This window comes from Microbacterium sp. Leaf203, assembly GCF_001421275.1.
In the GTDB taxonomy this organism is placed as follows: Bacteria; Actinomycetota; Actinomycetes; order Actinomycetales; family Microbacteriaceae; genus Microbacterium; species Microbacterium testaceum_A.
The window spans coordinates 1,171,120-1,187,912 of record NZ_LMKF01000022.1 but is presented as its reverse complement, the minus strand read 5'-3'; the positions used below and the strand labels follow the sequence as shown (position 1 = coordinate 1,187,912).

General features: G+C 68.3%; 18 protein-coding genes. 10 read left to right on the top strand and 8 right to left on the bottom strand.

Annotated features, from left to right (window positions below; translation table 11 throughout):
- The 3 genes from ASE56_RS06785 to ASE56_RS06775 all read right to left on the bottom strand — a co-directional run.
- On the bottom strand, positions 1-332 hold a 332-nt coding region (locus ASE56_RS06785; protein ID WP_156371658.1), incomplete at its 3' end, for a response regulator.
- Positions 329-1,516, bottom strand: a complete 1,188-nt coding sequence (locus tag ASE56_RS06780) for a sensor histidine kinase (RefSeq protein ID WP_056226607.1) — start codon at positions 1,514-1,516, stop codon at positions 329-331. The genes ASE56_RS06780 and ASE56_RS06785, both read right to left, overlap by 4 nt.
- Positions 1,517-1,591: 75 nt before the next feature.
- Complete coding sequence (locus tag ASE56_RS06775; RefSeq protein ID WP_056226606.1) at positions 1,592-1,873, bottom strand: hypothetical protein; 282 nt, start codon at positions 1,871-1,873, stop codon at positions 1,592-1,594.
- Between the two features lie 214 nt (positions 1,874-2,087).
- On the opposite strand from ASE56_RS06775, the gene ASE56_RS06770 reads away from it, so the two are divergent.
- Together ASE56_RS06770 and ASE56_RS06765 are read left to right on the top strand one after the other, a co-directional pair.
- Complete coding sequence (locus tag ASE56_RS06770; protein WP_056226604.1) at positions 2,088-2,588, top strand: hypothetical protein; 501 nt, start codon at positions 2,088-2,090, stop codon at positions 2,586-2,588.
- A gap of 206 nt (positions 2,589-2,794) precedes the next feature.
- On the top strand, positions 2,795-3,223 hold the full coding sequence (locus ASE56_RS06765; RefSeq protein ID WP_056226602.1) for a helix-turn-helix domain-containing protein: 429 nt from the start codon (positions 2,795-2,797) through the stop codon (positions 3,221-3,223).
- Positions 3,224-3,233: 10 nt separating this feature from the next.
- Here the strand turns inward: ASE56_RS06765 and ASE56_RS06760 are convergent, their stop codons facing one another.
- Positions 3,234-3,923, bottom strand: coding sequence for an SDR family oxidoreductase (locus tag ASE56_RS06760; RefSeq protein WP_056226600.1), 690 nt, complete (start codon positions 3,921-3,923; stop codon positions 3,234-3,236).
- A gap of 274 nt (positions 3,924-4,197) precedes the next feature.
- Here ASE56_RS06760 and ASE56_RS06755 point away from each other — a divergent pair, with 274 nt between their 5' ends.
- The 5 genes from ASE56_RS06755 to ASE56_RS06735 all read left to right on the top strand — a co-directional run bounded on the left by ASE56_RS06755 (position 4,198) and on the right by ASE56_RS06735 (position 7,461).
- Positions 4,198-4,668 carry a hypothetical protein gene (locus ASE56_RS06755; RefSeq protein ID WP_056226598.1) on the top strand — a complete coding sequence of 157 codons (471 nt, stop codon included), beginning with the start codon at positions 4,198-4,200 and terminating at the stop codon, positions 4,666-4,668.
- Positions 4,669-4,697: 29 nt separating this feature from the next.
- Complete coding sequence (locus tag ASE56_RS06750) at positions 4,698-5,039, top strand: hypothetical protein (RefSeq protein ID WP_056226596.1); 342 nt, start codon at positions 4,698-4,700, stop codon at positions 5,037-5,039.
- Positions 5,036-5,263 (top strand): DUF1653 domain-containing protein, encoded by a 228-nt coding sequence (locus ASE56_RS06745; protein WP_056226594.1) that lies wholly within the window; start codon positions 5,036-5,038, stop codon positions 5,261-5,263. Before ASE56_RS06750 ends, ASE56_RS06745 begins: the two co-directional genes overlap by 4 nt.
- 370 nt (positions 5,264-5,633) lie before the next feature.
- Positions 5,634-6,560 (top strand): Ltp family lipoprotein, encoded by a 927-nt coding sequence (locus tag ASE56_RS06740; protein ID WP_056226593.1) that lies wholly within the window; start codon positions 5,634-5,636, stop codon positions 6,558-6,560.
- 499 nt (positions 6,561-7,059) lie between these two features.
- Entirely contained in the window at positions 7,060-7,461 is a 402-nt protein-coding gene (locus ASE56_RS06735; RefSeq protein WP_056226591.1) for a hypothetical protein, read from the top strand.
- 112 nt (positions 7,462-7,573) lie between these two features.
- On the opposite strand, the gene ASE56_RS06730 is transcribed toward ASE56_RS06735, so the two are convergent.
- The 4 genes from ASE56_RS06730 to ASE56_RS06715 form a co-directional block, all read right to left on the bottom strand.
- Positions 7,574-8,416: a nucleotidyl transferase AbiEii/AbiGii toxin family protein gene (locus tag ASE56_RS06730; protein WP_056226589.1), complete on the bottom strand. Its 843-nt coding sequence runs from the start codon at positions 8,414-8,416 to the stop codon at positions 7,574-7,576.
- The gene (locus ASE56_RS06725; RefSeq protein WP_056226587.1) at positions 8,413-8,976 is read right to left on the bottom strand and encodes a hypothetical protein; all 564 of its coding nucleotides are present in this window, start codon (positions 8,974-8,976) and stop codon (positions 8,413-8,415) included. Before ASE56_RS06725 ends, ASE56_RS06730 begins: the two co-directional genes overlap by 4 nt.
- A 202-nt stretch (positions 8,977-9,178) precedes the next feature.
- Positions 9,179-9,436, bottom strand: a complete 258-nt coding sequence (locus ASE56_RS06720) for a nuclease (RefSeq protein WP_082450336.1) — start codon at positions 9,434-9,436, stop codon at positions 9,179-9,181.
- A 125-nt stretch (positions 9,437-9,561) separates the two neighbouring features.
- Positions 9,562-11,268: an ATP-dependent endonuclease gene (locus ASE56_RS06715; RefSeq protein WP_156371625.1), complete on the bottom strand. Its 1,707-nt coding sequence runs from the start codon at positions 11,266-11,268 to the stop codon at positions 9,562-9,564.
- A 311-nt stretch (positions 11,269-11,579) separates the two neighbouring features.
- On the opposite strand from ASE56_RS06715, the gene ASE56_RS06710 reads away from it, so the two are divergent.
- The 3 genes from ASE56_RS06710 to ASE56_RS06700 are packed head-to-tail and all read left to right on the top strand — an operon-like array spanning position 11,580 to position 16,780.
- Positions 11,580-12,959: an MFS transporter gene (locus ASE56_RS06710; RefSeq protein ID WP_056226581.1), complete on the top strand. Its 1,380-nt coding sequence runs from the start codon at positions 11,580-11,582 to the stop codon at positions 12,957-12,959.
- Between the two features lie 4 nt (positions 12,960-12,963).
- On the top strand, positions 12,964-15,222 hold the full coding sequence (locus ASE56_RS06705; protein WP_235556941.1) for a molybdopterin oxidoreductase family protein: 2,259 nt from the start codon (positions 12,964-12,966) through the stop codon (positions 15,220-15,222).
- The gene (locus tag ASE56_RS06700; RefSeq protein WP_056226579.1) at positions 15,215-16,780 is read left to right on the top strand and encodes an FAD-dependent oxidoreductase; all 1,566 of its coding nucleotides are present in this window, start codon (positions 15,215-15,217) and stop codon (positions 16,778-16,780) included. Before ASE56_RS06705 ends, ASE56_RS06700 begins: the two co-directional genes overlap by 8 nt.
- Positions 16,781-16,793 lie beyond the last annotated feature (13 nt).

Genomic DNA, 16,793 nt, shown 5'->3' with positions numbered 1-16,793 from the left:
GCCACGTCATCCGCGGGCCGCGACTTGGGGAGGAACCCGCTGACCCCGGCGCCGAGCGCGCGCCGCAAGACTCCGGGCCGTGCGTGCCGCGTGACGATCACGCAGCGCGAGGGCACGCTCCGCAGGATCTTCGCCGCGGTGTCGACGCCGTCGAGCCCGGGCATTTCGAGGTCGAGCAGGCACACGTCGGGCTTCAGCCGCTGCGCCTCGGTCACGGCGCTCTCGCCGTCGCGGCATTCGGCGACGACCTCGAGGTCGTCCTCCAGTCGCAACAGCGCGGCGAGCGCGGTGCGGATCATGTCCTCGTCGTCGGCGATGAGCACGCGGATCATGCGAAAACCTCCTCGGGCACGCGAACCGTCACGCGGAAGCGGTCGCCGAGGCGGGTGGCATCCACCGTTCCTCCCACAGAACCCACGCGTTCGGCGATGCCCGACAGTCCCGCCCCGTCGCCGACGGGAGACGCGGCACTCCGCGAGTCGTTCTCGACGGTCAGCACCCAGGCTCCGTCGTGGCGGGCGAGGGAGAGGGATGCCGACACCCCACCCCCGTGTTTCAACACATTCGTCGTGGACTCGCGGACGACGGGTCCGAGCACGTCTGCGGGCGCGCGTTCGGCCTCGGTATCCACCAGCAGGTCGACGGTCAGCCCCGCCGCGCGCAACAGGTCGGCGGCGTTGGCGAGTTCGTCGGGAAGGGGCACTCCGCGGAACCGTGCGGCGAGGTCGCGCGTGCCGCGACGGGCTTCGTCGACGCTCGCGCGAGCCGCGCGCACCTGTTCGACGGCGGCATCCGGGTCCCTCCCCATCATCTTCTCGGCGAGCTCGAGCTGCAGCGCGATTACCTGCAGGTGGTGGCCCTGCAGGTCGTGCAGGTCGCCGGCGAGGCGCAGGCGCTCTTGTGCGGCGGCGAGACGCCCCTCGGCGCGGCGGGCGCGGTCGAGTTCGCGCACGATGTCCCACCACCACAGCGAGGTGGCGGTGAGCGGGGCGAGCATGGTGGCGAACAGCGGCAGGGCGAACGTCAGCGAGATGTAGCCGTCGGGGCTGAGCCGCGTCGCCTCGATCACCCACACCGCGATGACGATGACGAGCATCAGCGCGACGAGCCGCACCCGGATGCCGCCCCGCCACCGCACCGTGCACAGCGCCTGCGCCGCGAGGGCTGCGGCGAGCAGCACCGACCCGGCGCCGATGCCGAGCACGACGGCCGAGGCGACCCCGAGCAGCACGAGGGGCCACACCGGCCTGCGCGCGGAGTCGTCACCGTCGTCGAGGGGTTCGCGCCGGTAGTGGATGAGGAGGAGGACTCCGGATGCCACCGACCCGGCCGCCCCGACCAGCACGAGGACGATGTCGAGCGTCGTCCCCCGCAGCACGACCACCAGCGCCCACATGAAGACCGCGAAGACGTGGAGGAACAGGATCGACGACGCCGTGTACCACCAGGTGACGCGGACGTCACGGGCGTACGTCGCCGCGGGCGTGGGGACGGGTGCGGGGGCGGGGGCGCTCACACCCGTCACTGTACGGGCGTGACATTCGTCACGGGTGGGGCGGCGAATCGTCCCGCGGAGCGGCGTGCGCGGCGATTAGCGGTAGCTGTCGGGCAGCTCCGGCGGCACCCGATCGCGGTCTTGCGCGGTCTCGACCGACGTGGGCTCCGCCTTCAGCTGCAGCGAGGTCGACGGCGTCCAGCCGTAGAAGGCCGACTCGACGGCGCCCGCGTCGATGACGGGGCGGATCGCCTGGCGCACGGCGTCCTTCCGGCGGCCCGCGCGGCGGCGTCCGCGCACCATGCCGAGACGCACGAGTACCCCGACCGCGATGGCCGCCCAGAAGAGGTATTCGATCCACACGAGGAAGCTCGGCATCGTTGCTCCTTCGGATCGGCCGCGGTCTCTTGCGGGGGTTGCGACGATACGCCACGCGCGCGGCGCCCGAAAGGGCGACCCTGACATTCGTCACGGGTGCACCCTCGCATCCTCCCGCTCGCTCGTGACACCACGACACTGCCGCCGCGAGCCGCTCGTCGGTGGGATGGAATCACCGCGGAACACGCCGCGAACTCATCCCCCAGGAGTCCTCATGTCGAACCCCGTCTCCGACCTCATCCTCGGCTTCCAGGGCCTCGTCGCCGACGTGCCCGACCTCGTCCAGCCGCTCATCGTCGCCCTCGCCGGGGCCGTGCCGTTCATCGAGGGCGAGGGTGCGGCGGCGATCGGCATCCTGGGCGGCATCCCTCCCGTCGTCGCCGCTCTCGCCGGCGCGATCGGCAATCTGCTCTGCGTGGCCGTGGTCGTCTTCGCGTCGTCGCGCGTGCGCACCGCCGTCACCACCCGCCGCGCAGTCGCCGAGAAGCCCACGTCGGCCCGCCGAGAGAAGTTCGAGAAGGCGTACCACCGCTACGGGACCCCGGGCGTGAGCCTGCTCGGCCCGCTGCTGCTGCCGACGCAGTTCACCGCCGCGGCCCTCACGTCCACCGGCGTTCCGCCGATGCGCGTCATCGCCTGGCAGGCCGCCGCGATCGTGCTGTGGACGACGGTGATCACGCTGATCATCACGGGCGTGATCCGCGCCGTGGCGTGACGAGAGCAGGAGAAGGGATGCCATGTCCGGCGTCTCGAAGACGGGCGGATCGTCGAGCACGGGGACGTCATCCAAGAGGTTCCGGAGCAGGCCTCCAACGACAACACCATGTTCTCGGGCACCGCTCCGCCGCCGCCTCGGGTGCCGGCATCCCTCCGCTGTGGTTTCCGGAGGGATTGCTAGCGTGGAGAAGAAGAGGAGGCCGGATGCCAGCGGAGCGAAAGGTCGTCGGTCCGTGCACCGCGTGGCCCGACGACAGTGCCTTCATCCGCGAGGTGCTCGATCGTATCGGCGACAAGTGGACGGTGCAGGTCATCACCACCCTCGGCGACCGGGCGCTGCGTTACTCGGATCTGATGGCGAGCATTCCGGGCATCTCGCAGCGCATGCTGACCGTCACGCTGAAGGCGTTGGAGCGCGACGGGCTCGTCGTCCGCCGGGCGTACGCCGAGATGCCGCCGCGCGTCGAATACGAGGTCACCGACCTGGGTCGGTCGCTGCAGCGCGCGGTGATGGGGCTGGCGCAGTGGGCGGCCGAGCATCATGACGCGGTCGCCGAGAATCGGGAGCTGCACGCCCGGATCGGAGTCGGCCGAGCGGGGTCCGCGAACACGGACGCCCGCCCGGTCTCGTAGGCGCCAGCGCTCAGCTGGTCACGACGATCTCGTGCTCGGCGCGGTCGGTGTGCAGGTTCCAGTACAGCGGCGCGATGTCCGACGGCGAGCGGCTTGGAATGCGGCTGTCGGCGGGAGCCTCGTCGGTCATCCACACGCCGATCGCCACGTGCGCCAGGTGGACGCCGGTGTCATCGGAGGCCAGGGCCGTTCCACGGTTCAGCGCCCAGTTGCGCAGGGCCGCACCGCCGGCGGTGACATTGCCGTACATCGGCACGGGGCGCACCGAACCCGCTCCCGTGGTGACGAGGATCGTGCCGTGGCCTGCGGCCTGCATCGACGGCAGGACGGCGTCGACCGCCGCCATCGCTCCATAGAGGTAGTACTCGATCTGCGGCTGCACGTTCTCGGGGGTCGCGTCGCGGACGTCGACCGGGGCGAGAACTCCGCCCGCGGTGTCGGAGGGCGAGTACTCCAGCACGTCGATCGCGCCGAAGCGCTCGGCGGCGGCGTTCAGGGCGGCGACCAGGCTCGGGCGATCGAGCACGTCGGCGGCGAAACCGGCCGCGGTGATCCCCTCCGCACCGAGGTCGGCGGCGAGTCGATCGAGCTTGTCCTGCGTGCGGGCGATGAGGGCGACCGAGAAGCCCTCACGACCGAAGGTGCGGGCGATGGCGAGTCCGAGGCCGGGACCGGCTCCGACGATGGCGATGGTGGGCATGGGTTACTCCTGTTCGGGCGCCGTCGAGACACGCGACGCGGGGGTCGTCGTTTTACCGCACTGACAGTGCGTCACGCCATGGTGCGACGCGAAGAATGCGCCTACAAAAGGCACTTCGAGGTGCCTGACGGGCGTGTCCGGACGGATGCCGCCAACCCCGGGCGACCGACTCAGCGAGGTCATAGCGAAGACCTGGCTTCGCGCAACCGGGGCCCGAGGCTCGTATGCCTGGATGGAAGGAACCCCGCCCGGATTCGAGAGGACCCGCAGCCCGATGCCGCAGCAGACCGTGACCCTGACTCTCGGAGAACCGATCTACGTGCAGGCCCTGTATTACACGGCGATGTTCTCGCAGAAGCCGTTCCGCGAGGCACTGCTGGTCTACCGCCGGGGTGGGACGTACACGATCCTCTCCCCCGGCGAGGATCACCACGGGTGCTGGGTATCGGCCACGGCCCCTCTCGATCCCCCGCGGCACGTCTCGTTCATGTCGTGGCCGTCCGCCGACTGGGACCACGACATCGCCGCTCACACCCTCACCTTCGCGCCCGACACCGGCGCGTTCACACAGGAGTTGCGCCTGCCCGGCGAGCCCGTTCCGCGCGCGCAGCACGGATACGCCGTCGCCGTGCCGTCGCCCGACGAGATCGATCCGGGTCTCGGGTGGGAGGTTCTGCGGGAGCGGTACGCGGCGACCTTCGCGGCGCTACACGACCTCGTCGGGGTGCGGGGCGCGGGCGGCTGACCACCAGCCAGCCCCGTTAGTCTCGACCCATGACCTGCACCGCTCGCCCCACCTTCACCGAGATCCACGAGTGGGTGACCGAGTACGAGAAGCACGACACTGTCGCCCACGCCACGGTTCACGTGCTCCGCCAGGACGACCCCGAGCACCTCGAGTCCGGCATGGTGGCGATCCACCTCAACCACGGACCCGCATCGATCTCGTTGAACGTCGACTGCGAGCGCACGTGGACGGCCTCTCTGTCGGAGCGCTCCGGCGAGTTCCCCCTCTCGGGCGGCAACCTCGTCGCCCTCGGCGAGGAGCTGTACACGACGGGCAAGCTCTGCGAATTCCTGCAGGCGCGCACCGACGAAGCCGCCGCCGCTTCGTGACGCACGGCGAGCTGCCACACATCGAGCCCGGCATCTACGAGCACTTCAAGGGCCAGCGCTACGAGGTGTTCGGCATTGCGCGGCATTCCGAGACCGAAGAGGTCTTCGTCTCGTACCGCACGCTGTACGGCGACCACTCTCTGTGGGTACGCCCGATCGCGATGTTCACCGAGCACGTCGAGCGGGACGGGTACTCGGGGCCGCGGTTCCGGCGCATCGAGTAGCGGGGTGCTCGGGCGGCCCCGGATGCCGATAGCTCCATGCCCCGCACGATGCCCTGAGTAAGCGGAGTGCGTGCGCGTGAAAGCAAGGATTGCGACGAGCAATCCGGCGCGGTCCTTCGCTGCCGGGCAGGTCGATCGAGTGCAACTTTGCACGTCAAAGTCTTTCCACATGATCTACATAGCGCATTCACCAGGACTACGGCATAATCACGAGAGCGAGCGTGGGGGGCGCGTTTCGTGGATGCCGCTGGGGCGGTCTCTTCGTTCACTTTTCCCGGTATCAAACGTGCGCGCTCGGTCGTACGTCCTTCAGTCGATGACGCACTGAGCGCGGATGCGTTCGCGCACATCTCAGAACCGAAGGAACCCGATGACCGACAACAACCCCACTTATGCCGCCGGCTGGTACGCCGACGTCAACGCCCCGGGCACCGAGCGCTACTACGACGGCGCCGCGTGGACCGAACATTCCCGCCCGACACCGACCCAGGCGGCGGCTGATCCGACTCCGTCGACCACTCAGAATCCCGCGGCAAAGGCGCCCTGGTTCAAACGAAAGGCGATTGTCATTCCGGTCGGCGTTCTTGCTGGCCTCATCGTCGTAGGAAGCATCGGCGCCGCGATGGGCGGCGGAAAGCGCGAGCCTGCCGAGGCCGCAGGGAAGCAGGTGGCCGTCGCTGCCCCGGTCACCGAAGAGGTCGCCGCCGCGGACGTCTCCGTCCCCGAGACGACGGGCCTGTCCGCGAAGGAAGCCGCCGCTCTCATCGAGAACGCGGGCCTCGAGTTCGAGTTCTCGGCGGACAAGGGCGTTGTGCTCGATCGCGACAACTGGACCGTCCTGAGCACGACGCCTGCGTCGGGCGCAACCGTCAAGACCGGCGACACCATCGTGGTGAATGTCGAGAAGAAGGCCGCGGCGGCCGCGCCCGCGCAACCCGCCGAACCGGCCAAGCCCGCGGAGCCCGACAAGCCCTCGATGACGACGGCTCAGTCCAGCGCGGTCCGTTCGGCAGAGTCCTACCTGAAGTTCAAGGGATTCTCGCGCGCAGGCCTCGCCGAGCAGCTGACGAGCGAATACGGCGAGGGCTTTGCCGGCGAGGATGCCGAGTTCGCCATCGCGTACATCGAGTCGGCCGGCAAGGTCGACTGGAACCAGGAGGCCGTCGAGTCCGCGAAGTCGTACCTCGAGTTCAAGGGATTCTCGCGCGACGGGCTCTTCGATCAGCTGACCAGCGAGTACGGCGAGCAGTTCACTGCCGACCAGGCGAACTTCGCGCTTTCCGCCGTCGGACTCTAATCCCCGTGGAGGGGGTGGCGCGGGCGCGTCATCCCCTCCACGCTTTCGCGGGGGTGTGGACCTTGCACGCCCGATCGCGATGTTCACCGGGCACGTCGAAACCCCACGGGTACTCGGGACCAAGGCTCGGCCGCGTCGCACGGGCCGGATGCCGATCGCTCCGGGGAGCCGCAGGAGGGCTAGCAATGCCCGGCAGACCAGAAACCGTCGGCCTCTGCGGTTTGGCTCGGTTTGCTGACCCCTGCTGCGACGAACCGGGAGCTCACTCTCGTGGTCGTCATCGGCCCCACGCGCCGGTGGATTAACCTCAGCCGTCACATCCACTCACTCACTAGGCGGCTCATCTGCACCGGCGTGGCCATGGCGATATCGAGCGACGCTGACCAACCAGCTGAAAGCTCTGTCAACCGCGCGCCTCTCGCGCGTAGCATCGCCGGTACGCCGGAGTCCCTCCGCGGCATCCGGTCCCTCCGAACCGACGAGAACACGGGAGATCCAGATGGACACGATGGCGATGATGAAGTCGATGGACATGGGCGAGATGACCATGAACATGGATGCCATGCAGGAATGCATGCAGTCCCTCAACGCGTGCGCGATGGCCGCCGCCATGTGCGCCGGCAGCGACATGATGCACGGCGCCGAGATGGCCACGTGCTGCGCCATGTGCTCGAACATGGTCGAGATGGCGCAGGCGACGATGCACATGATGATGCGTCCGGCCGGCATGAACATGGACGTGATGAGCGCCATGATGACCGCCTGCATGACCATGGGCAAGGCGTGCGCCGCCGAGTGCCGCGCGCACGGCGACATGGACGAAATGTGCCGCTACTGCGCCATGGCCTGCGACGACATGGTCATGAAGTGCGAGGCAATGATGGCCTCGATGACCGCCTGAGTTCTCTTCTTCGCGCGGCCGCTGACGTTTCGTCGGCGGCCGCTCGGCTATGCGGCGCGCGGTGACGAAGAGACTGCGAGCTCAGCCAGGCGACACCGGTCTCGCCGTGCCATCACTCCGCGCTGAAAGCCGGGTCGAGAATCGCGGCGACACGCGCAATCTGAGCGTCGAGGCTTTCCTCACACACGTGTTCCAGCCGTTCCTTCCGGCGCCATGCCACCCATTTGCGTTGGCTCACAGCTTCGTATCCGTCCAGAACCGGGCCGATGGGCGTGAGCTCGACTCCGCGGAAGCTCGCGACAGCCTGAGCTGCCTCGCGTAGATCCGAAAGGTTGATCCCCGCTCCGCCGAGAGCGACGATGTCGACGTAGTCACGCCACCGAGTGCTGGTAATGCCTCGCTCGAGAATCGTCACGCCTTTTTCTGCAATCGTCGATTCCGGGGCATACCCGACGATGGTGATGGGATCCCCGAGAATGCGGGGTAGCGCCACCTCCCGCGGGGCGGGAATGACCGGATCACCGGTAGAGACATCCCACGCTATGACGCCGCGCCAACTGCCGATTGTCACGTTGAGGCGGATACGCACGCCCGGATAGCTCGCGTCTTCTCGGATGTCTGTCAGGGCGAGAGTGGGCAGGAGAAATTCGACGCCGTCCTCCGCCTCGACGGCGGCGATGTCCTGCACGACTCGCCGCAGGTGCGCCGGAGCGACGTCCGCAGCGATCGCATTCGAGTCCGCATCCTTGGTGGGACGGCGGACGCCATATGCCCCGAGGAGCAGTCCGCCTTTGAGCACGAAGTCCCGCGCGTGCACGGTCACCGCGAGCCTGGCAACGAAGGACTCGAGCGCATGACGAAGAAGGTATTCCTGAGTAGCCACGGGCGTGCCGGAGGTCGCTGCGTCCGCTCGAGCAGCCGCCTGGATCGAACGGAAGGCCTCGTCGCCGTTCACGCGAGCATCTCGAGAGCTTCGCGCACGGGGGTGGAGCTACGCGGGAGCATTCCCGCGACCTTCATCAGACTCGCCGCCTTTCCCCCGCGCCGCAGCCACTCCTTCAATGCGTCTCGCGGGGTTTCGTATCCGACCGTCGCGCGGAGACGGAAGCAATCGACGATCGTCCGCTCCGGCGTGTAAATCCCTATCGACTGCGAGCTCCCGGGGATCGGCACGCGCTCACGTTCAACGGCAAACGTCGCAGCATCGAATCGGTGCCAGTGGATGGCAGCGTTCGAGACGGGAGCACGCGTGCCGCGTGGAATGGAGACATCGAGCGCCGAGGGAATGGTGTCTGTGAGGTCGTAGAAGGCGAGAGCAGAAACAAGACAGATGGTTGCCTCAGGGCGCCGCGTAGAGGCTTCGAGCTGGTCCCAGTCGGACGCTGCCGCCGACGCCCCAGCGGGCACATACAGCCCCCGCGCGATGCGCTCCCACGCTCCGCTCTCGACTCCGCGGTAGAACCCGGAGCGACTCGACGCGGCCTGCGCGCCGGTCGTCGGCGTTACGACATCCATTGCGCCTCCCGTGAACCAAAACGTTCACAGATAAGCTTACCTGGTAACGAATCATTTCACCTCAAGCCGCCGAGCACCAGCGAGGCGGTTGACTGTTCATCAGCGGGAGGCTCGTTGCGTGAGCGCCGCTCCCCGGTAGCGCCCGCGACCGTGGGCGTTCTGCCACACGCGTGCCGCCGACGCGTCGGCGGCGGTCTCTCGGTTATGCGGCGCGGGCGGTCGTGATGATCGCGGACGCGCTAAGCAGTTCGGCGACCGGGTGGTACGCCACCGGCTCCCCCACCGCGATGTCGACGGCCGGGCCGACTACCCGCAGCTGCACCGTGCTGCCGTTCAGCAGCGCGACCGTCGCGGTCGAGCCGTCGGCTTCGAGGACGAGGCCGTCCCACCACGCAGACGGGTTGGAGGCCGCCATGCAGCGCTGGATCGGGTGGACTGTCGACGAGATCGTGCGGGACATGGCTTCACCTGCCTTCGGAGTGGTTGGTGTGATGAAGCTACGGGATGCCGTGGGGGCGGGCGATCTGGGGCGTAGTGGGGCGTAACACCGTGGGCTCATGTCGCCCGGCACGTTGTCTCCGACTACTACAGGATTGAAGAATTTGCCCTCCGGATGAGTTCGATAACTGCCGTCACCTTTTCTTGTAGGTCCAGCGGCCAATCGCCTCCCGGCACCTCTACAACGGCTTTGGCAATGGCCACCTTACTTGGACTCTTCACTCCGACACGGGCCGCCGCTAGCGGATTGTCCCAGCGCCCGTACGAACTGAAACTCGCCCCGGACACGCTGGGGTGCGCCTCGACTACGGCGGAGTTGAGCCGCGCCTCATCGACGTAGTTCTCGATTGTGTACCCGGCAGTCACCCAGGCCAATCCCGCCAAAGGATCCCCCTCCAGCTCTCTGACTACACGTGACTTGGCGGCGCTGAGACCCGCGTCCGCAGAATCTCTGTCCGAATCAATGAGGACGACCATGTATCTGTTCAAGTTGCGCAAAGATACAAATTCCTCTACCTCGTCTGCGTCTAGCGGAGATAGGGAACTCAGAAGCGAACCCCCGTAGAACATGATCGAGTAGTGCGTCCCCTCAACAAACTCAGCTGGCGCCAACTGCTCGATCCAATGCTTCAAATAGACCCGGTCAGACGGGCCCTCGACCCAAATGACCGCATTAGCTTGCACGAGATCGGACGGCCTGTATCCCAAATCGGCGCAAATTGAGCTTCGCGCACTAGCTGATCCGGCGAATCTCAGCTTGGACTCATTACCCTCTCGCTCGATGTGGAAGATTGAGCCAATCGAAGAGTCGAGCAAATGCGCCGAGTGGGTGGCAATAAAGTATTGGTTGCTAGTTTCCAGAGCCAAGTACTTTAGAAGCTTCCTTTGAAGCACAGGATGAAGGTGAAGCTCCGGCTCCTCGATGCACATGACAGCGTCCGTTGTCACCGTCGCCGCCGCCGCCAAGATTACGACTTCGTGGACCCCCGTCCCCATGTTCTCGATGGGAAGCGTTTGCCCACCTTGCGTGACATGGATAGTCGCCACATCGTGGGGAATATCTATCGACACTGATTCGTCGTCCAGCACGGCGCGAACAAAGTTTTGCAGCGCGCGGAAGATCTCTCTGTCTGACAGGTCTTGCGTGGATGGGCTCTGCAACCGCTGCAGCCGCCGGATGATGTTCGTTCCATTGAGGTCGAAGCTCCCCTCGCCAACCCCCGATATGGAACGAACTCCATCGACCATGAGCACCGGGGGCAGAACGGGACGCCAGCCCTCAATGGTGCGGAGCACTCTGAAGGCATCCTCCCCGCGCCCGCCGCCGCCCGACGAGGTGAACTCTAGCGACAATTCTCGCGCTAACGCCGTGTCTCCGATTTCGTTCGCAATGGCTCTGAGTCCTGCGTCGTTAACAGTGTCATTCAATCCAATTGGCCACCAGAACCCGTTCTCACGTTCCTCGCCAAGGGAGAACGCAGAATGAGACAGGAACTCAATCACTCGCTGCGATCGACTCTGAATAGAGTTTTCGGAGATCCACTGCGTCACGTCATCCACCGAAAAGTATGACCAAGCCCGGAAAATCTCGTCGCGGCCGAGCGGCCTGTCCAACGTAGTGAGCGCGGCGTCCTCACCGCGGAGTACCTTTCTCACAACCCGAAGAACGTTCGACTTTCCGGCGTTGTTCTGGCCTACGATGAGGTTCACTTTGCCGACCGGACGGATGACGGCCGGTTGAGGGCCAAAGAAGCTCCTGTAGCCGACGAACGCGAGGCCCTGAACATGATTCACTCATCCATCATCTCGGACCCGACCTCCCCCCGAGGGCTACGTTGATTTTGAGGGGTTGGCGACCCAACCTCTGATGAGCGACCCCGTCAGAAGAGCAGCGGACTATGAGTTCCGAGGGTTGAGCCGATCCGTCCGGTCCATGTAACGCCCACGTAAACTCCCCCTCTCCCCCGCCCCCACCGCGGGTGAGCACATCGTTACTCCCCCGCCCCTCCCGACGCGGTCCCGGGTAACGCCCCGTTCCTACGCTGGCGCCACGTCCCGCCCATGCGGGGCGCTGCACCTCCCCGCATCGCCCACCGGAGGACTCCGTGACCGTCACCGACCCGCGCCCCGAAACCGCCCTCGCGCCCGCAGCGGACAGCACCCTGAAGCACCGCCCCGGCCGCTGGATCGACAACTGGAACCCCGAAGACACCACGCAGTGGAACACGGAGGGCAAGGCCATCGCCGCCCGCAACCTGCGGTGGTCGATCTTCGCCGAGTTTCTCGGGTTCGTCGTCTGGCAGCTGTGGTCGGTCGTCGTCGTCTCGCTGCCGGCGGCGGGCTTCCAGCTGTCGACCGGCGAGATCTTCTGGCTCATCTCCATGCCGAGCCTGGTCGGTGCGACGCTGCGCATCCCATACACGTTCATGGTTCCGCGCTTCGGTGGCCGCAACTGGACGATCGTCTCGGCCGGCCTCCTGCTCATCCCGAGCATCGGACTCGCGATCGCGGTCAGCAACCCCGCGACCCCCTTCGGCGTCCTGCTGCTGATCGCGGCCCTCGCCGGCTTCGGCGGCGGCAACTTCGCCAGCTCGATGTCGAACATCACGTTCTTCTACCCGGCGGCGCAGAAGGGCTGGGCGCTCGGACTCAACGCCGCCGGCGGCAACCTCGGCGCCTCGGTTGCCCAGTTCGTCGTCCCGATCGTCATCACGGTCGGCGCTGCCGCAACCCTGAACCTGCCCCTCGCGGGTCTCATCTGGGTGCCGCTGATCCTCGTCGCGATGGTGGGCGCCTACTTTCGCATGGACAACCTTTCCGCAGCCAAGGCCGACATCGCGGCATCCCTCGCCGCTCTGAAAGAGCCGCACCTGTGGATCCTCGCCGTCCTCTACATCGGAACCTTCGGCTCGTTCATCGGCTTCGCGGGCGTCTTCCCGAAGCTGCTCGCCGACACCTTCCCCGACTTCAAGGGAATCGCGATCGGCACCGCGACCGTCACCCTCGCCTTCCTCGGCGCCCTCGTCGGCTCGCTCGCCCGTCCCTACGGCGGCAAGCTCGCCGACCGCTTCGGCGGCACGGTCATCACGATCGGCGCATTCACGGTGATGGGTCTCGGCATCCTGAGCGTGATCCTCACCCTCCCGACGCAGAACTTCGCGATCTTCCTGCTCTGCTTCCTGGTGCTGTTCGCGGCGGCGGGCATCGGCAACGGCTCGACCTACCGCATGATCCCGACGATCTTCGCCCTCCGTTCCAACGGCGGCATCGGCGCGCAGCGCAAGGCGGCCGCGGCCCTCGGCCTCATCTCGGCGATCGGCGCGTACGGCGGCTTCTTCATTCCGCAGGTGCTCGGCTTCTCGAAGACCACGTTCGGCTCGTACGTCCCCGCCCTCGGCAGCTTCGTCGCGGCGTACGTGATCTTCCTCGCCCTCACCGCGGGCGTGTACCTGCGGATGTCCAAGAAGACCGGCACCCGAATCTGACGCTATGAGCTCCGCCGACACCCACTGCCCCTACTGCGCGCTGCAGTGCGCCATGACCGTCACCCACCAAAGTGAGACGACGGTCACTGGCCGCGACTTCCCCACCAACCGGGGAGGACTCTGCGCGAAAGGCTGGACGTCGGCGGAGCTCCTCGCGTCTCCCCAGAGACTCCGGATGCCGCTGCTCCGCCAACCCGACGGCACCCTCGCCGAGACCACCTGGGATGAGGCACTGGATGCCGTGGCCCGGGCCTTCCGCGAGACGAAGGCCACCCACGGCCCCGACGCGAACGCCATCTTCGGCGGCGGCGGACTCACCAACGAGAAGGCCTACCAGCTCGGCAAGTTCGCCCGCGTCGCCCTCGGCACCTCGCGCATCGACTACAACGGTCGCTTCTGCATGTCGTCGGCGGCAGCGGCATCCAATCGCGCTTTCGGCATGGACCGCGGCCTGCCCTTCCCGGTCACCGACCTCGACGGCGCCTCGACGATCCTGCTACTCGGCTCGAACGTCGCCGCGACCATGCCGCCCTTCCTCGCCCACCTCGCCGGGGCACGAGCCGCGGGCGGCCTCATCGTCGTCGACCCGCGCCGCTCGGCCACCGCACGCCTCACCGAAGACGGCGCCGGCACGCACCTGCAGGCGGCTCCCGGAACCGATCTTCCGCTCCTGCTCGGCCTCACGCACATCGCGATCGCCGAGGGCCTCGCCGACCGCGCCTATATAGGGGAGCGCACGAGCGGGTTCGATGCCCTGCGCCGCAGCGTCGCGCAATGGTGGCCCGAGCGGACGGCATCCGCCACCGGAGTTCCCGCCGCCGACCTCCGAGCCACCGCGCGTCGCCTCGCCGCGGGACGCGCGTTCATCCTCACCGGGCGCGGCGTCGAACAACACGTCGACGGCACCGCCACCGCGACCGCCGCGATCAACCTCGCCCTCGTGCTCGGCCTCGTCGGCCGCGAGGGCTCGGGCTACGGCACGCTCACCGGCCAGGGCAACGGACAGGGCGGTCGCGAGCACGGCCAGAAGGCCGACCAGCTCCCCGGATACCGCTCCATCCGCGACCCCGACGCCCGCCGGCACGTCGCCGGGGTCTGGGGCGTCGATCCGGAGGAAATCCCGGATGCCGGCATCCCGGCCACCGCCCTGCTCGGCGAACTCGGCGGGCCGGTCAAGACACTGCTGGTCGCGGGCTCGAACGTCGTCGTCTCGGCACCCGACGTCGAGGCCGTCCGCGCGCGGCTCAACGCCCTCGACACCCTGATCGTCTGCGACTTCTTCTTCTCCGAGACCGCCGAGCTCGCCGACATCGTGCTGCCGGTGCTGCAGTGGGCCGAAGAGGAGGGCACGATGACCTCGCTCGAGGGTCGCGTGATCCGCCGCCGCCGCGCACTGCCCGGCCCCGAGGGCGCCCGCAGCGAGCTGTGGATCATGGCCGAGATCGCGCGGCGTCTGGGCGCGGCATCCACGTGGTCGACCGATCCGGCCGAGGTCTTCGACGAGCTCGCCCGCGCATCTGAGGGCGGCATCGCCGACTACTCCGGCCTCTCGCACGCGCTGCTCGACACCGGCGTCGAGGCGTACTGGCCCTACCGCTCGTCGGGCACACCGCGTCCGTTCACGGAGCGTTTCGCCCACGCCGACGGCCGCGCGCGGCTCGTCCCCGTCGAGGCGAATCCCCCGACCCCCACCGACCGCGGCGCCGACCTCACCCTCACGACCGGCCGCTACCTGCAGCAGTACCAGTCGGGAACCCAGACCCGCCGCGTGACCGAGCTCCACAATGCCCGCCCCGAGGCGCGGCTCGAGATCCATCCGGCGACGGCGTCTCGGCTCGGCATCCGCGACGGAGTTCTCGTCGCCGTCTCGAACGCGCGCGGCACGGTGCGCGCGAGGGCGAGCGTGACCACGGACATCCGCCACGACACCGTGTTCCTGCCGTTCCACTACGCGGGCGAGGGATGCGCCAACCGCCTGACCGAGGCGATCGTCGACCCGACCTCGGCCATGCCCGAGTTCAAGCGCACGCGTGTTCGGGTGGAGGCGATTCCGGATACCACGACCCCGGCGACTCATCATGTTGCGGCCGCGCCGGTCGTCGTGGCGGAGCACCCGGGCGTGGCGCCTGTGCTCGTCGGTTTTGCGGGAGGTGCGGCGCCGGGCGCGTCGTTGGCGAGCGCGGCGTCGCTGAGCGGACCGTCGTCGAGCACCGCGTCGTCAAGCTCTGCATCGTCGCGTACCGAGGAGGAGACCCATGTCTGAGCGTGTGGTGCTGGTGGGCTACGGCCCCGTCGGGGCGCGGCTGGTCGAGGGGCTCCTGCCCGCGGTGCGCGAGGGGCGAATCGAGCTCACCGTCGTCGGCGCCGAACCGCACGACGTGTACAACCGCGTGCTGCTCGCCGAGTACGCCGTCGGCCGCACCGATCGCGACGGGCTCGACATGAGCGACCGCCGCGTCGCCGAAGACGCGGGCGCGCGATTCGTGCTCGGGACGACGGTGGTCGGCGTCGACCGCGACCTGCGCGTGGTGCGCCTGCACGATGGCATCCGGATTCCCTACGACCGACTCGTGCTCGCCACCGGCGCGCGGGCGAACGTGCCCACGCTGGCCGGCCTCGAGCGGGCGCAGCGGCACCGATCCGCGCGGCCGGCCGACCCCTCCGCACTGGATCAGGGAACCGCGCCGCTCCCCCGCGGCGTCGTGGCGCTTCGCGACCTCGCCGATGCCGAGCACGTGCGCGCGGCGGTCTCGGCCGGTCAGCGCATCGTCGTGCTCGGCGCGGGAGTGCTCGGCATGGAACTCGCCCTCGCCGCCGCCGAAGCGGGCGCCGAGGTGGTCGTCGCGTACCACTCAGCCGCCCCCATGAACCGGACGCTCGATGAGAACGGCGGACGCGTGCTCGCCGCGGCGGCGAGCGCCGTGGGCGTCGAGATGATGCACCACGCGCGCGCCGAGAGCATCGTGCAGCGCTATGACGATCACGGTCAGGCCTGGTTCGACGGACTCGTCTGCGCCGACGGCAAGGTGCTCGCGGGCGACCTACTGGTGCTGTCGTGCGGCGTCGGAGCGAGGACCGAGCTCGCGTCGGTCTCGGGCCTCGCGACCTCGGCCGGCGTGCTCGTCGACGCCTCGTCGCGCTCGTGGACCGATCCGAACGTCTTCGCCATCGGCGACTGCGCACACGTCGCCGATCCCGCCGATGCCGAGCCCGACGGCCGCGTGCCCGGCGGCCCGAGCGGACTCGTCGGTCCCGGCTGGCGGCAGGCCGACCGCCTCGCGGCTCTGCTGTCGTCGGGGGTCGAGGGACTCGCCGCCGTCGAACGCCCCGGCGTGGTGATGCTGAAGGCCGAGGGCATCGACGTGGTCGCCGGAGGTGCGGTCGACGCCGATCCGTTCTCACACGCTCCCGGATGCCACGGCCCCCAGGTCACGCTCTGGGCCGACCCCGCGCGCGGCGCCTACGTGAAACTGGTCACCGTCGAGGGCGTGCTGACCGGCTTCGTCGCGGTCGGCATGCCGCGGACCGGAGCCGAGCTCACGTTGCTCTTCGAGCGCGGGTCGGAGCTGCCCGCCGACCGCTCGTCGCTTCTGCGCCTCGACGCGGCGGATGCCGGTATGCCCGCGGTAGGCGACCCCTTCGCCGCGGATGCGACCGTGTGCTGGTGCAACGGCGTGAGCGCGGGGGCGATCCGCGAGGCGGTGGCCGTGGGCGAGCCGACGGTCGCGTGCGTGAAGTCCGCGACCCGCGCCGGCACCGGCTGCGGCGGCTGCGTGGGGCGCATCACCGAGCTGCTCGCGCGCGAGGCCGTTCCGGCGTGAGGACGTAGCTCAT

Bases quoted from the DNA above. Each gene is read 5' to 3' on its own strand.
- ASE56_RS06775 (WP_056226606.1), bottom strand. From the start codon at position 1,873: ATGCCGAGCTTCCTCGTGTGGATCGAATACCTCTTCTGGGCGGCCATC.
- ASE56_RS06770 (WP_056226604.1), top strand. From the start codon at position 2,088: ATGTCGAACCCCGTCTCCGACCTCATCCTCGGCTTCCAGGGCCTCGTC.
- ASE56_RS06765 (WP_056226602.1), top strand. From the start codon at position 2,795: ATGCCAGCGGAGCGAAAGGTCGTCGGTCCGTGCACCGCGTGGCCCGAC.
- ASE56_RS06760 (WP_056226600.1), bottom strand. From the start codon at position 3,923: ATGCCCACCATCGCCATCGTCGGAGCCGGTCCCGGCCTCGGACTCGCC.
- ASE56_RS06755 (WP_056226598.1), top strand. From the start codon at position 4,198: ATGCCGCAGCAGACCGTGACCCTGACTCTCGGAGAACCGATCTACGTG.
- ASE56_RS06750 (WP_056226596.1), top strand. From the start codon at position 4,698: ATGACCTGCACCGCTCGCCCCACCTTCACCGAGATCCACGAGTGGGTG.
- ASE56_RS06740 (WP_056226593.1), top strand. From the start codon at position 5,634: ATGACCGACAACAACCCCACTTATGCCGCCGGCTGGTACGCCGACGTC.
- ASE56_RS06735 (WP_056226591.1), top strand. From the start codon at position 7,060: ATGGACACGATGGCGATGATGAAGTCGATGGACATGGGCGAGATGACC.
- ASE56_RS06725 (WP_056226587.1), bottom strand. From the start codon at position 8,976: ATGGATGTCGTAACGCCGACGACCGGCGCGCAGGCCGCGTCGAGTCGC.
- ASE56_RS06720 (WP_082450336.1), bottom strand. From the start codon at position 9,436: ATGTCCCGCACGATCTCGTCGACAGTCCACCCGATCCAGCGCTGCATG.
- ASE56_RS06705 (WP_235556941.1), top strand. From the start codon at position 12,964: ATGAGCTCCGCCGACACCCACTGCCCCTACTGCGCGCTGCAGTGCGCC.
- ASE56_RS06700 (WP_056226579.1), top strand. From the start codon at position 15,215: ATGTCTGAGCGTGTGGTGCTGGTGGGCTACGGCCCCGTCGGGGCGCGG.